This window comes from Rhodobacteraceae bacterium Araon29 (assembly GCA_039640505.1).
Classification (GTDB): domain Bacteria; phylum Pseudomonadota; class Alphaproteobacteria; order Rhodobacterales; family Rhodobacteraceae; genus CABZJG01.
Genome location: CP046865.1, coordinates 2,548,052 through 2,562,949, shown reverse-complemented (window position 1 = coordinate 2,562,949; position 14,898 = coordinate 2,548,052). Strand labels below are relative to the sequence as shown.

Below are 14,898 nucleotides of genomic sequence, written 5' to 3'. Positions count from 1 at the left end.
CCTTTGCATGGCGTGAGCTGCGCTTTTCAAATTGGGCTGGGCGAATTGCCTAACCGCGACTTTTACTCTGCCGGTGGGCAAGAATGCGCACTGCGGTTTCTTCGCCAAGTTCTTTGCGCGCCTCGGTGCCAAGATCACCAGGGATACCCAAACCCCGCGGCAGCGAATCGGCCCAGACCAAAGGATGAATTTCGCGTAGCTGGGTTTCAATGATCCAGTCAGCAGCTTCATTCAGTTGAAGCCGTCTGCGCCGCCCTGAAAAGCTTTCACGCCCCGGGGCTGGTTGCACCAGAGTTACTGCGGTAAAGGCGGCAAAAAGGTTTGCGGTGTGCTGGTCACTACAGCGCTCAAGAATATCAATCACCGCCTCCATAAATAAATTAAGATCGAGCACGCCGAACGCGCCGGCATCTTGGCGCAGAGCATCCATATACACCCACGCATAAGCCCCTGTGCCCCACAGCGTGCGGGTATGCTCAACTGCTTTAAGCGCCCACGTATTCAGCATCTCGTAGCTGCCAAAGCGTCTGGGCAGTAAATTTGCACCAAAGTTGCGTAAATACTGCGCCGTCTTTGGGTCCAAGCTGACCAAAGTCTCATAGAGTTTGGTGTTAGACGTTTTGGGGCTTTCCTGCGTGGAAAGAGCTGCACATTTTGCAGCGGCAAGGGCGGGCGCATTGAGCCGTTTGGGGTCAAACGGATCGAGCAACGCACGCGCGATTTTGAAATGGTGGTGCTGGGCATTACGGCTAACTTTGGCTTCAGGCTGTGGGCTGTAGTGCCGCCAAACCCAAGCCGCATCCAAATGCGTGTAGGCCACAATCATGGCAATGCCGTAATCTTTCGGATTGGCATCTGCGATGGCCTGATAGGCAGAAAGCCCATCGGTATTGGGCGAGGTATCTTGATCCTCAAGCGATTGGCGGATCGGTTGGACAATGTCACCACGCGCCCCCCGGGTGAGCAATTCGCTGATCGGAGTGCCACCGCTTGTCATGGCCCGCATTTCATCGAATTGTTGAATTTCAACACTTAGCTCTGTCCAGCTTTCCTGACGGATCAGTTTCTGGCCGCGATACAGATACCAGTCGCGCTCCATTTGCTCTTCGGTTTTGTCAATAACTGGCAGGCCGAGTTGTTCCGTGAGATCGCAGAGTTCAGCGGTTGTGAGTGCTGTTCGTGGTTGCGTTTGAATGGCCGAAATCAACGCCCGATCTGCTGAAAGCGTATCTTGGCCAAAGGCGTGCTGAAGCTTCCGGAAAAGATGTTTTGCTTGAGTCATGCGATCTACACTTGCCTTTCGCTTCGGAAACTATTTTTTAGTATTGCCAGCAGTTTTTGACCGAAAAAAGGCAAAGCCGAAATTTTTATTTCTTGAGCGCACAAATATCAAAAAGAAATTTTTTCGCAACCCCGCCTAACCCTTTAGACATCACATTAGGTTTTCACCTTAACTTAATGATTTAAAATATTTTTTGCTCTATAAAAATAGGTTTTTTCTGGTTCTATCAATGTTTGCTGTGCTTTTCTTCCCAAGAGCGATTGAGCAAATTTAAACTGCGATTGTGGTGAATTGAAGGAATTCTTGTTTTTTTATTCCAGATTTAAAGAGGAATCTTTCGCATAAATTCACATAAACAATATCAAAATGATGAAATCACTCACCTACATATTTAATGCAAGCGACCCAGGTTTTCATTATGGCATGTCTTATCGATCTAACATCCGGTTGGCCATTTCAGTGCTGTCCCGGCTGAGCCCTTTACTGTCCAAAAGCCTTTGAAGGTTGTTGCGGATCAAGGATTGTCTTTGTGGGTCAAATTGTCCGAGGGTCTCGAACACAGTGCAGAAGCGCGCCGCCAATTGTGGATTAATCTGGTCAAGCTTGATGATCCAGTCTGTCATCATCTGATAGCCCTCACCAGAGATTTGGTGAAAGGCGGCAAAATTGCCCGCCAAAGGTCTAAACACCGACCGGAACCGGTTGGGATTTTTAATGGTAAAATCGGGATGCGTGGTCAGCTGCTCCGCCAAGCTGACGGCTGCTTCTGGGGCGGCGCAGGCGATTTGTATCGCAAACCATTTATCAACCACCAGCCGTTCACTTTTCCATTGCTGGTAAAATTCCTCAAGCGCGTTTTCGCCGTGCCCACTGCGCAAAAGACTGCCCAGCGCTGCGATTTGCTGGGTCATGTTATCTGCTGTAGTGAACTGCGCCGCCGCAGCTTTGCCGCCGTCTAATCGGCACAGCAGGCTCAGGGCGGCATTGCTCAGCGCCCGCGCGCCCGATTGCGCCGCATCGGGCCGGTAGGCGCTGCTCACCTGATGCTGGGCATATATGCGCGGCAGCACATCTTGGAAATGCTGCGATAGGGCTTGCAAAAATGTCTCGCGTGCGCGGTAAATTGCATTGGGGTCAGGATGTGCGCCAGCCGCATGAATGGCGCGGGCAATTTCTTCCTCTTGCGGCACCTTTAGGGTCAGGGCGCGAAACGCCGGATCCAGAGTCTCATCCCGAAACACTGCAAGCAAGCCATCAAGCAAACTGGTGTCCGGCGGGGTGCTGTCCTGTGCCATGCGCTGCAAACAGCTTTGCATCAGCGCATTGCCGGCTTCCCAGCGGTTAAACGGGTCGGTGTCATGGGCCAGCAGAAACGTTCTTTGTGCCTCATCGGTATTTTGTTCCAAATAGACCGGCGCGGAAAATTCCCGCAGCACCGAGGCAATGGGTTTACTGGCCAGCCCCTCAAATTCAAAGCTTTGTTCGGCTTCGTTAAGCTCAAGCACTGTGGTGGGGTGAATTTCATCGCCGTTCGCATTCAAAAGGCCAACCGCAATAGGGATCACCTGTGGCGCTTTATTTGGCTGTCCCGGTGTGGGCGGCGTGCTTTGGCTAAAGTGAAGCTGATAGGTGCCATCAGCGTAGCTATCGGTGACTTTCACGCGCGGTGTGCCAGCCTGCTCATACCAGCGTTTGAACTGGCTTAGGTCGCGGCCTGTGCTGTCTTTGAAAACCTTGAGCCAATCTTCGATGGTTGCGGCATCGCCGTCGTGGCGTTCAAAATAAAGGTCGAGCGCTTTGGAATAGGCTGCATCCCCCACCAGCCGTTTGAGCATGCCGATCACCTCGGCGCCTTTTTCATACACCGTGGCCGTATAAAAATTATTGATCTCAACAAAGCTGTCGGGCCTTACCGGATGCGCCAATGGGCCGTTATCTTCGGGAAATTGGTAATTGCGAAGCCCGTTGGCATCCTTGATGCGTTTCACCGGTGCGCTGCGCATATCCGAAGTAAATTGCGCATCGCGAAACACCGTTAGCCCTTCTTTGAGGCAGAGCTGAAACCAGTCACGGCAGGTGATCCTGTTGCCGGTCCAGTTGTGAAAATATTCATGCGCAATAATCGCTTCGATGTTTTCAAAATCGGCATCTGTGCTGGTGGCTGGATTGGCCAGAACGCAGGAGCTGTTGAAAATATTAAGCCCCTTATTTTCCATTGCGCCCATGTTAAAGTCATCCACGGCAACTATGTTGAACAGATCAAGATCATATTCGCGTCCGTAGACCTCTTCATCCCAGCGCATTGAAGCAATAAGCGCCTGCATTGCAAAACTGCATTTGTCTTCGTCGCCCGGGCGGACCCAGATGTTCAGCGTCACATCACGGCCGGATGCAGTGGTAAACTGCCCGGGGTGATTGACCAGATCACCGGCCACAAGTGCAAAAAGATAGGCTGGTTTTGGCCAGGGATCATGCCATTCTGCCCAGCCGTCGCCCGATGCTACCGGATTGCCGTTGGACAGCAACACCGGCACGTTTCCACTGCTGTCTTCAATACGAACGTGAAAACGGCTCATTACATCCGGGCGATCAGGGTAATAGGTGATTTTGCGAAACCCTTCAGCTTCGCATTGGGTGCTATACATGCCGTTTGACATATAAAGACCTTCCAGCGCGGTGTTGGTTTGCGGGCTAATCTCAACTTCGGCTTCCCATACAAACGGTTTGTTCGGGGCCGCAGCGGTTAAAATGCCATTCTCAACCGAGACATTGCAATCCTTGCTATCAATTTTGGCGCTAATCAAAGTTAGGGCTTCGCCGTGCAGGGTAAATTTACGCTCATCGCTTTGAGGGTTTGGGCGAAAAGAAATGCGGCTGATGACCCGTGTTTTGCGCGGGTCCAGTTGAAAAGTTAAATGCACATCGTCAACCAGAAAGGCAGGGGGTTTATAATCTTCTAGGTAAATGGTTTGCGATGCCGCATCTTTCATTTTGCTCTCCAAGCTTTCGGAATTGCCTTTGGCAAATAGAGGCCTAGTTCGACCTATGCATTCGGGCTTAATGGCCCATGTTCCTGTGACACATATATATCGAAAGTTGAAATCCGCAATGCGAAAGGATGCGCAGCCTTGTTTGGAACCTGATGGCGTTACCTTGCTATGGTTTAAACGTGATTTGCGGGTGAGCGATCATGCGGCCTTGGAACTGGCGGCAGAATTGCCCGGCGCTGTTTTGCCGGTTTATATTGTCGAGCCTGACTATTGGCGGCAACCAGACCTATCAGGGCGGCATTGGGCCTTTATTGTTGAATGCTTGAGTGACCTTGATATCCATCTCAAAAGCTTGGGAGGTCCTTTAACCATTCGCGTAGATGAAGCCGTTCCTGCCCTAGAGAAACTTCGGCAGCAATGTGATGTGCAGCGCATGGTAAGCCATTGCGAAATTGGCAATCTCTGGAGTTTTGAGCGCGATAAAAAAGTGGCGGACTGGGCCCGTGTGCATGGGGTAAATTGGAGCGAAGTACCGCAGTCCGCTGTAACACGCGGCCGCGCACGCGCCACTGGCTGGGCAAAGCGCCGCGATCAGTTTGTGGCTGCACCGGTGGCGCAGCAGCCACGGGTGTTAAACCTAACCCATGCGCAGTCTGATCTGCTGCCAAGCGCGGCGCAATTGAAGCTGCGTAATGATTTTCCGGCCTCGCCTCAAACCGGTGGCCGACATAATGCCGAGGCTGTGCTTGATGATTTTTTACTTCACCGCGGCCAAACCTATCGGCGCGCTATGTCTTCTCCGGTTTCAGCCGAGAACGCCTGTTCGCGCCTGTCCCCCTATTTAAGCTATGGGGTGATCACAGTGCGCGAAGCGGTGCAGATAACCCGCAGGCGGCAGATGGCCTTGAAAGGCAGTCGGGATGGCTGGCTTGGCAGTCTTGCATCATTTCAGTCGCGTCTGGCGTGGCGCGATCATTTTATTCAAAAACTGGAAGACCAGCCGGATATCGAAACCCGATGCTTGCACAGCGCCTATGAAGGCTTGCGCTCCGAGACTGTTGATCCTGTTTTGCTGTCAGCTTGGAAACGCGGTCAAACCGGGGTGCCATTTGTTGATGCCTGTATGCGTTATCTAACAGAAACCGGCTGGCTGAATTTTCGCATGCGGGCGATGTTGGTGTCATTTGCCTCCTACCAGCTTTGGCTTGACTGGCGCGTAACCGGCCAGCATTTGGCGCGCTTGTTCACAGATTATGAGCCCGGCATTCATTGGCCGCAGATGCAAATGCAATCTGGAACTACTGGGATCAATACAATTCGTATCTATAACCCCGTCAAACAGGGGCTTGAGCAAGATCCAAAAGGCACATTCACCCGCCGCTGGGTGCCAGAGCTTTCACAGGTGCCCGATGAATTCTTGCAAGAGCCTTGGCGCTGGGACGGAGAGGGCCGTGTTGTTGGAGCATTATATCCAAAGCCGGTTGTAGATTTGGCAAGCGCAACGCGCAGCGCACGCGAGCGGGTCTGGAGCATCCGGAAAAAAGCAGGTTTTGCGGAAAAGGCTGGATCAATTGTAACGCGCCATGCCAGCCGTAAACCGACAAAGCCCCGCCGCAGCGTGAGCAGTAAAAAACCCGATGCAAAGCAATTGAGCCTTAATCTGTAATGGCGAAAATGCGACGAAAAGCTGACCTAGAAACCAAGCTTTGCCGAACATGTGGGCGGCCTTTTTCCTGGCGTAAAAAATGGGAAAAGGTGTGGCATGAAGTTCAGTATTGCAGTCAAAAATGCCGCTCAAAAAGGTCGAAGACAACTGATTGACCAGAAGATTTATCATCTATTTTTGAAACTGTTTATGTGGTTTTGGTAAATAAATATTACCGAACTTGTTGCCTATAGGAAACTTTTTCCCTAAATAGGCCTCATTCAAGACTATTGATAAAGGACTAAAAAATGACGGCCAGAGCGCAAAAGGTAGATTTGAAGATCGCGGTTGAATTGGTCGAGTTTATAGAAAAAGAAGCCCTGCCGGGCTTGGATATCACTGCTGATGCGTTTTGGGCAGGGCTTGCCGACTTGGTGCAGACCTATGGGCCGCAAAACCGCGCTTTGCTTGATGCGCGCAGCGCGATGCAAGGACGGATCGACGCCTGGCACATCGCGCAGCGGGGGCAGCCGCATGACGCGGCAGCCTATGAGACGTTTCTGCGTGATATCGGCTATCTGGTCGCCGAAGGGCCGGATTTTGCCATCGAGACCGCCAATGTTGACCCTGAGATTGCACAGATATCGGGTCCGCAACTGGTGGTGCCGATTATGAATGCGCGGTTCGCGCTCAACGCGGCCAATGCCCGTTGGGGCAGTCTTTATGACGCGCTGTATGGCACTGATGCGCTGGGCGATCTGCCGCCCTCGGGCGGATATAATGTGGCGCGCGGTGCGCGTGTGATCGCATGGGGGCGCAACTTCTTGGACAAAACCATCCCGCTGGGCTCTGGCAGCTGGGCCGATATTGCCGCGCTTTCGGTTGTGCAGGGCCAGTTACTTGCAGATACGGCAGGTCTAAAATCCCCAGAGGGGTTCGTGGGGCATATCGGGGATGCCTCTGCGCCGTCCTCGGTGATTTTGAAAAATAATCAGTTGCATCTTATCATTGATATTGATCGCAGCAGCCCGATCGGAAGTGCTGACGCTGCAGGGATTGCGGATATACGGCTCGAATCCGCGGTTTCGACCATTATGGATTGCGAAGATAGCGTAGCTGCTGTGGATGCGGCCGACAAAGTCATTGCCTATCGGAACTGGCTGGGGCTGATGAAAGGCGATCTGAACGAGCAGATTGTAAAACCGGGCCGCCAGTTTACACGCCGCCTGAACGATGACATCGCTTATGTGGCCGCGGATGGCACAAACGCCACGCTCAAAGGCCGCAGCCTGATGCTGGTGCGCAATGTCGGCCATTTAATGACCAATCCAGCAGTTCTGGACAGTGAAGGCCGCGAAATAGGCGAAGGCCTGCTGGATGCGCTAATCACCACGTTGATTGCGATACATGATCTTAAGCGCGATGGTGGCAATTCGCAGTGTGGGTCAATTTATGTGGTTAAACCGAAAATGCATGGCCCCGATGAGGTTGCCTTTGCCGATCAGCTGTTCACGCAGGTCGAGGCAATTTTGGGCCTGCCGCAAAATACCGTGAAGCTGGGGATAATGGATGAAGAGCGGCGCACCTCGGTGAACCTAAAAGAATGCATCCGGGCGGCAAAATCGCGAGTGGCCTTTATCAACACCGGATTTTTAGACCGCACGGGGGATGAAATACACACCAGTATGGAAATGGGTGCCTTTCTGCCAAAAGCAGATATGAAATCCACCGCATGGATCAACTCTTATGAGGATCGCAATGTCGATATCGGTCTGGCCTGCGGATTGCAGGGCAAGGCCCAGATTGGCAAGGGCATGTGGGCAATGCCGGATCAAATGGCCGATATGCTAAAGGCCAAGATCGGCCACCCGATGGCGGGCGCAAGCTGCGCTTGGGTGCCATCGCCCACCGCCGCAACCCTGCACGCAACCCATTATCACCAAGTTGATGTCAGCGCCGAGCAACAGCGTATTCAAGCGGCTGGACCGCGCGGTACGCTAAAGGATTTGCTGACCATTCCGGTGATGTCCGGCCAAAACCTGTCCGCAGCGCAAGTGCAAAGCGAAATCGAAAATAATGCCCAAGGCATATTAGGCTATGTGGTGCGCTGGGTGGATCAGGGGGTTGGCTGCTCGAAAGTGCCCGACATACATGATGTTGCCCTGATGGAAGATCGGGCCACCTGCCGCATCTCAAGTCAGGCTTTGTCCAATTGGCTGCACCACGGGGTGGTCACTGAGGCGCAGGTCATGGCCGCGCTGCGCAAGATGGCCGCCGTGGTGGATGCGCAAAATGCGGGTGATGCTGCCTATCGCCCGATGGCCCCCGGGTTTGAAGGTCAAGCCTTTCAAGCGGCTTGCGATTTGGTATTCAAAGGTCGGATACAGCCCTCGGGTTATACCGAGCCGGTGCTACATGCCCGCCGCCTTGCGCTTAAATCCGCTTCTCTTTAGCCGTGTCGAGATCGCTTTAAACAGCGCGTATGTGATTTGCAAACACGGCTGCACCCTAGTTTTTTATTTGCGCTAAACTAAAGGTTGAAACCCATGCTAAATTTCAGCACAGTGTGGGGGTTGGTTTATCAGTTTTTATTTGGGTTTTCTTTGCTGCGGTCATTTTAATACGGATAACAGGAAGCTGGGTCTTTTTCTAACAGGTCAGGGATTTAGGGCGGCAATCATAAAAGGCTCGCTTTAGATCTGTCATTATTTCAAACGGGCTTCTGTTTTGCGTAGAAATTGATTTCTGCTTCGCATTTGCAAAAGGGTAAATTGATTTTTTTATTACAGGTTTGGCATCGTTTTGGGCTAATTTTAGGTCTTATAGTTGGATTTTCGACCGCATCGCTCGGATTGGCCGAGAATCTGCGCGACAATGATATTTCGCGGTTGCTGACCTTTGGGCAAGTTGATGCCGCCCGCGAATTGCTTGAAGCCAGTGATCCATCGCCGGCAGACAGGCTATTTTTTGACGCGCGCCTGCTCAAATCACAAGCCAAGTTTACGGCTGCCATCGCGCTCTTTCGGCAGGTTTTGCAACTCGAGCCAAATCGCATGAATGCCCGGCGTGAGCTGGCGCATACACTATTGCTCAACCGCAACTTTGGGCCGGCAGAGTTTCATTTTAACCAGTTGCTGCGGATTGATGAAAACCCAAATATGCGGGATGGATATCGCCGGTTCCTCGCGATGATCCGGCGCGATAAACCTGTTGGGGTAAGTGGTTATTTTTCCATGCTACCCTCGACGAACGTTAATCGGGGCACAACCGAAACGTTTTTTCAGACCACAATAGGTGAGATGTTGATTGATGAAAGCTCTCAAGCAAAGTCTGGCTATGGGCTTGTGGTGGGGTTATCAGGCTATGCGCGCCATTCATTGAGTAAGACCGAGCGGATGGCTTTAAATTGGGGTTTATCCACTACCCGCTATGAAACGGAAAACCTTAACAATCTGGATGGCAATTTAACGCTTGTTTATGAGCGCACAATTCGCACGGGACGATGGTTCATAAGCCCCTACTATCGCAAAATATGGCGCGCCGAAAATGCATCCCAGCAGCATCGGGGGCTACGCCTGGGAGTGGGCAGCCGGCTTACTCTTCGAGACCAACTGGATGTGAGCTTGGTGCGCGAACGGCGCATCTATTCCAGCCAACCTCATCTTGATGGCCCGTTTGCCAGTGTGTCGCTGAATTTTAGCCGCCAGTTGAACCCGTCTCGGTCGCTTCAACTTGGCATTGGCGGCGACCGTAGCAGCCCCCAGTCCAAACATCTTCGCTATGTCGGCTCCAAACTGTCATTTGGTTTGAAGCAAGACTGGCAGGGTGGGTTACAAACTGGTTTCGGACTAGAGCTTGGGCAGCGTGATTTTATTGGCAATTACCCGCTCACGTATACTCCGAGAGCGGATGATTTTCGCCGGTTAAATGCCACCTTGCAACATACTCGTATCGAATTTTCCGGATTTATGCCCAGCCTGTCCTGTTCGCATCAAATCAACCGATCAAATATAGTTTTTTATGACTATAAGGTTTCTGAATGCCGGATTACTATTTCCCGTAATTTCTAAAACACGCTTGTTGGCATAATTTCGCGTGAAATTCAGCCGGCGGCTTTTCCGAGAAGACTAGATATTGAGTTTTTCTTTTGTTTGGGTATGTTTAGCGCATATCCTTGATTGAGGTTTTTGTTTTGCGTCCAGTTGTTGGAATTATTTCAAATCACTATTTGCTCAATGAGCAATATCCGGTCCATGCCTCGGGCACAATGAACGGGGATGCTGTTGCGCATGTCTCCGATTGTATCCCTCTGATTATTCCAACGGACCCTGCGCAGGTGACAATCGAAGAATTGATGGCAACCTGCGATGGTTTTGTATTCACTGGGGGGCGGCCGAATGTCCATCCCGAAGAATACGGCGAAGCGGCAACCGAAGCGCATGGCGAATTTGATCGCGACCGCGATGCATTGGCTTTGGCTTTGATCCGCAGCTGTGTAGAAATTGGTCAGCCGGTTTTGGGAATCTGTCGCGGTTTTCAAGAGGTGGCTGTGGCGATGGGATGTTCTTTGCACCCCGAAATCCGCGATTTGCCGGATCGGATGAATCACCGGATGCCGCCAGATGGCACTCTGGCAGAAAAATTTGAACTGCGGCATGCGGTGAAGCTCAACCAAGGCGGTCCGTTTCATAAGCTGTTTGGGGCCACAGAAGTGATGACAAATACGCTGCATGGACAGGGCATTAAAGACGTGAGCGATCGCATCGTCGTTGACGGTTGGGCCGATGACGGCACCATTGAAGCGATCTATGTCAAAGATGTGCCGGGCTTTACGCTTTCCGTGCAGTGGCATCCGGAATGGGACGCGGCTAATGATCCGGTATCTCGGCCTTTGTTTGCAGCCTTTGGTCAGGCGGTGCGCGCCTGGTCTGATGGCAAAACAATCCGCCATTTGCAATCGGCATAAGTTTTAAAACAACTCACTCATTGGCCAGTTTATAAACCCTGACCTCGACCAAAGCGGTTAATGGGACATCCAGCATCCGCATGGCTGATAATGACAGTTGGCTGCCGCTGGCTGCCTCAAGTGGTATCAGTGTTAAGTTGACTGTAGTGCCTGTCGCAGCACTGCTAATTCTACCCTTGGTTTCTACATCAACCAATGCGGTTTTGAGCCAGAAACCGGTTTGGGCCGGATTGCCCAGTGCCGCAACGGTGACCCCAAGCAGGGTGCTGGCACTATTTTGGGCGGTGTCGGCCGCGGCGGCGCGTTCGCTATCAGTGGCCACATCCAGTTGATTGGCCGGGGTTGGCGTGCCTGTCCCCAAAATTTCGGGGGTCACCGCTGCGGACTGTTTTGCGGCGGCTGGTGCAGGCGGGGCCGGTGCTTTGACCGCTGAACACCCAATCAAAATTCCAAATCCAATGATGCTAAGGTATTTATGTCGCATCCATCCCTCTTATTCTTGATCGGTACTAAAATATTGAACCGATACTTGCCCTTGGCCTGACATAAGCATAGCATAGCAGCGATGAACACACCTTTGATAGACCCCTTTCACCGCGCGATTAATTATTTGCGGATTTCAGTCACAGATCGCTGTGACTTTCGCTGTGTCTATTGCATGTCTGAAGCGATGCAGTTTTTACCCAAGAAAAAGCTTCTGACGCTCGAAGAACTGGACCGTATGTGTTCAACCTTTGTCCGGCTTGGGGTTGAAAAGCTGCGTATCACCGGCGGCGAGCCTTTGGTGCGGCGTGATATCATGAGCTTTTTTCAATCCATGTCGCGGCACCTTGAAAGCGGTGAATTGAAAGAGCTAACGCTAACCACAAATGGCTCGCAGTTGCACCGCTTTGCCGATCAGCTGTTCGCTGCCGGTGTGCGGCGGATCAATATTTCGCTTGATACACTTGATGAAGAAAAATTTGCTAAAGTGACCCGCTGGGGCCGTCTGCTACAGGTATTGAGGGGCATTGATGCTGCGCAAAATGCCGGGTTGAGGGTCAAGATCAATACGGTCGCATTGAAGGGCTTTAACGAAGATGAGCTGTTTTCGCTGACCGAATGGTGCGCAAGCCGCGATATGGATCTTACGTTTATCGAGGTTATGCCGATGGGGGATTTGGAAGGTGAGGATCGGATTGGCCAATATTGGCCCCTCACGGAATTACGTGCAAAGCTGGCGCAGCAGTATACGCTAAGAGATCTTGATGAGCGCAGCGGCGGACCTGCGCGCTATGTTAAGCTTGCAGAAAGCGGCCAAAAGATCGGCTTTATCACGCCGCTGACGCATAACTTTTGCGAAAGCTGCAACCGCGTTCGACTAACCTGTACTGGCGAACTTTATATGTGCTTGGGGCAAGAGGGTAAGGCCGATTTGCGGATGCCTTTACGCGATCATCCAAATGATGACAGACCACTTGAAAACGCCATTAGGCAGGCCATCGGGCGCAAACCCAAAGGCCATGACTTTGACTATTCACGGCAGGAAATAGCCGGACAGATGTCGCGCCATATGAGCCACACGGGTGGCTAATCCATTTTTCGATTGACGCAAGAACAAGGGTCAAAACAGCTCGTGTGGCAAAACCCAATCAGAACTCAGCGCTGCATCGCGGTAGAGGCCGAACAGCAAACAAATAGGCACGTGTTTTTACTGTGCGCACAGGAGCGCATATAATGCGCAACCGCTCTTTCGTAATTGCTCTTTATTTGATGCTGGCGCGGGTCTCGAGCCCGCTGTTTCGGTTGGCGCAAAACCGTCGGCTTCGTCGGGGAAAAGAAGATCCGCTGCGGCAAAACGAACAATGGGGCAGGGCGCGTCATGTGCGGCCCAAAGAGGGCCGGCTGGTTTGGTTTCATGCGGCCAGCATAGGGGAAACCCAGTCAATTCTGGGTATCGCCGAGCAACTTTTGGCCCAGGACACGCAAACCCATGTGTTGATTACATCGGTTACGGTGTCTTCGGCCAATTTGCTAGAGCATTCCACGCACGACCGATTGATGCACCAGTTTGCGCCCTATGACTGCTATCGGCCGGTCTGCCGGTTTCTAGATCACTGGCGCCCTGATATAGCGATTTGGGTTGAAAGCGAGCTTTGGCCGCAACTGATTTGCGAAACCCGCCGCCGCGCAATTCCAATGGCCTTGATTAATTGCCGCATTTCGGAAAATACCAGCCGGCGTTGGCAGCACTGGCCAAAGGCGATGTATAATTTGCTTAGCGCATTTGATGCTATCCTGGTGCAATCGGAAACCACCCTAAAGCAAATTGGCAACTTGGGCGTGGCGTCCAAGAAATTGACCCTTAGCGGGTCAACCAAAGAAGATGCCGCTCTGCCAAATGCTGATCCAGCCGAATTGGGCGCTCTGCAGGCTGCAAAAGGTGACAAATTTGTTTGGCTGGCCAGTTCGACGCATCCGGGGGAGGATGCAGCCCTTATCGAGGCACATAAAAACGCATTTAAACAACAAGAGGCCTTGATGATGATTGCGCCGCGTCATCCCGAGCGCGGGGCTGAGATTGCCGCTTTGGCGCGTGCGCGGGGATTTAAAGTTGCGCTGCGATCAGCGAACGACGGTTTTAACACTGATGCTGATATCTACATTGCCGATACCCTTGGCGAAATGGGGCTATGGTACCGGCTTGCCGATGCCGCTTTTATTGCCGGATCCCTATCTGATCATGGCGGCCATAACCCGTTTGAACCTGCGCTGCTGGACTGTCCGATTATCCATGGGCCGATTGATTATAATTTTCGGGAAATCTATGCCCGTTTGCAAGCCGCAGAAGGGGCAATTGCCGCAGGGACATCGGATGATATTGCTGCCGCCTTGATCGCGCTAAAAGACCCGAAACGGCGCGCCCAATTGGCCGAAAACGCCCGGGCATGCCTGCGCACAGGTGGGGCGGCAACCCACCTGACCATAGAAAAAATTACTCAGTTGTTGGACCGTGGGCCGCGGTAGAAATCCCAAAGAAAACGGTGTTTTGCACGCTAGGCGGTTGTTTCGCAGCAACAAGACTTTATAAGCAAAATAAAGCAACCAAACTGTATGGACCATGCGCGTCAGTTTATCATCTTTTCTAGACCTGCTTAGCGGCGCTTTGGCGATCGGCACTATCAAGCTTTTCAAGCTGCTGCCCTTTGGTCTGCGCCGCCAGCTGTTTGGCGGGCTATTCGCCACCCTTGTGGCGCCGCTTTTGGGGTATCGTCGGCGCATCCGCAGCAATTTACAGCTTGCATGCCCAGAGATCGGCGCGGCCGAACGAGAAAAATTGATAAAGTCCACCAGCCGCAATATTGGCAAAACGATTATCGAGTTGTTTTCCCCCAAAGATGTTGTTGCCTTGGCCAAGAAAACCAAAATCGAAGGCCCGGGGCTTGCGACCCTTGAACAAGCGGCAAAAGAGGGGCGCAGCGTGATTTGTGTGTCTGGTCATTTTGGCAATTATGATGTCGCGCGGGCTGCTTTGATTGCGCAGGGTTTCCATCTGGGCGCTTTGTATCGGCGGCTCAATAACAAAGCCTTTCACCGCTATTATTTCGACAATATCACCACAACCGGAACACCAATGTTTGAACGCGGCCGCCCCGGTCTTGGTGATATGGTTCGGCATATTAAAAACGGCCGCCCTTTGGCGATGCTGATTGATCAGCATATGGATGATGGTGCGGCTTTGCAGTTTTTCGGACAGACCGCCTATACCGCTTTGTCAGCCGCACAGATGGCCCTTAAAAATGATGCAGAACTGGTGCCGTTTTATGCAATCCGCCAGTCAACAGGAGCGCCATTTCGGATTGTATTAGAGGCCCCGATAACGCGGGGCAGCGCCGAGACAATGACCCAGGCTTTAAACGACAGCCTAGAGGCAAGAGTGCGCGCGAATATGGATCAATGGCTTTGGAGCCATAGACGCTGGAAAGCGCCGAGGAAAAGCCAATAACTTTATGTGGCTGTGTGAACCCTATAAAAC

General features: G+C 52.2%; 11 protein-coding genes. 8 read left to right on the top strand and 3 right to left on the bottom strand.

The window, feature by feature from the left end; translation table 11 throughout:
* Nucleotides 1–49: 49 nt before the first annotated feature.
* Nucleotides 50–1,282, bottom strand: coding sequence for a hypothetical protein (locus GN278_12305; GenBank protein ID XAT61463.1), 1,233 nt, complete (start codon nucleotides 1,280–1,282; stop codon nucleotides 50–52).
* Between the two features lie 428 nt (nucleotides 1,283–1,710).
* Nucleotides 1,711–4,272, bottom strand: coding sequence for an aminopeptidase N (pepN, locus tag GN278_12300; GenBank protein ID XAT61462.1), 2,562 nt, complete (start codon nucleotides 4,270–4,272; stop codon nucleotides 1,711–1,713).
* Nucleotides 4,273–4,390: 118 nt separating this feature from the next.
* Here pepN and GN278_12295 point away from each other — a divergent pair, with 118 nt between their 5' ends.
* The 5 genes from GN278_12295 to GN278_12275 all read left to right on the top strand — a co-directional run bounded on the left by GN278_12295 (nucleotide 4,391) and on the right by GN278_12275 (nucleotide 10,883).
* Entirely contained in the window at nucleotides 4,391–5,938 is a 1,548-nt protein-coding gene (locus tag GN278_12295; GenBank protein XAT61461.1) for a deoxyribodipyrimidine photolyase, read from the top strand.
* A complete protein-coding gene (locus tag GN278_12290; GenBank protein ID XAT61460.1) occupies nucleotides 5,938–6,093 on the top strand; it encodes a DUF2256 domain-containing protein in 156 nt (51 codons plus the stop codon). The genes GN278_12295 and GN278_12290 overlap by 1 nt, the downstream gene beginning before the upstream one ends.
* A gap of 132 nt (nucleotides 6,094–6,225) precedes the next feature.
* Entirely contained in the window at nucleotides 6,226–8,370 is a 2,145-nt protein-coding gene (locus tag GN278_12285; GenBank protein XAT61459.1) for a malate synthase G, read from the top strand.
* Between the two features lie 285 nt (nucleotides 8,371–8,655).
* On the top strand, nucleotides 8,656–9,987 hold the full coding sequence (locus tag GN278_12280; protein ID XAT61458.1) for a DUF560 domain-containing protein: 1,332 nt from the start codon (nucleotides 8,656–8,658) through the stop codon (nucleotides 9,985–9,987).
* A 107-nt stretch (nucleotides 9,988–10,094) separates the two neighbouring features.
* Entirely contained in the window at nucleotides 10,095–10,883 is a 789-nt protein-coding gene (locus GN278_12275; protein XAT62653.1) for a gamma-glutamyl-gamma-aminobutyrate hydrolase family protein, read from the top strand.
* 13 nt (nucleotides 10,884–10,896) lie between these two features.
* Here the strand turns inward: GN278_12275 and GN278_12270 are convergent, their stop codons facing one another.
* Nucleotides 10,897–11,367 (bottom strand): hypothetical protein, encoded by a 471-nt coding sequence (locus GN278_12270; GenBank protein ID XAT61457.1) that lies wholly within the window; start codon nucleotides 11,365–11,367, stop codon nucleotides 10,897–10,899.
* Nucleotides 11,368–11,448: 81 nt separating this feature from the next.
* On the opposite strand from GN278_12270, the gene moaA reads away from it, so the two are divergent.
* The 3 genes from moaA (at nucleotide 11,449) to GN278_12255 (ending at nucleotide 14,868) form a co-directional block, all read left to right on the top strand.
* Nucleotides 11,449–12,456 carry a GTP 3',8-cyclase MoaA gene (gene moaA, locus GN278_12265; protein XAT61456.1) on the top strand — a complete coding sequence of 336 codons (1,008 nt, stop codon included), beginning with the start codon at nucleotides 11,449–11,451 and terminating at the stop codon, nucleotides 12,454–12,456.
* A 143-nt stretch (nucleotides 12,457–12,599) separates the two neighbouring features.
* Nucleotides 12,600–13,889, top strand: coding sequence for a 3-deoxy-D-manno-octulosonic acid transferase (locus GN278_12260; GenBank protein XAT61455.1), 1,290 nt, complete (start codon nucleotides 12,600–12,602; stop codon nucleotides 13,887–13,889).
* A gap of 94 nt (nucleotides 13,890–13,983) precedes the next feature.
* Nucleotides 13,984–14,868: a lauroyl acyltransferase gene (locus tag GN278_12255; GenBank protein XAT61454.1), complete on the top strand. Its 885-nt coding sequence runs from the start codon at nucleotides 13,984–13,986 to the stop codon at nucleotides 14,866–14,868.
* The last annotated feature ends 30 nt before the right edge of the window (nucleotides 14,869–14,898 follow it).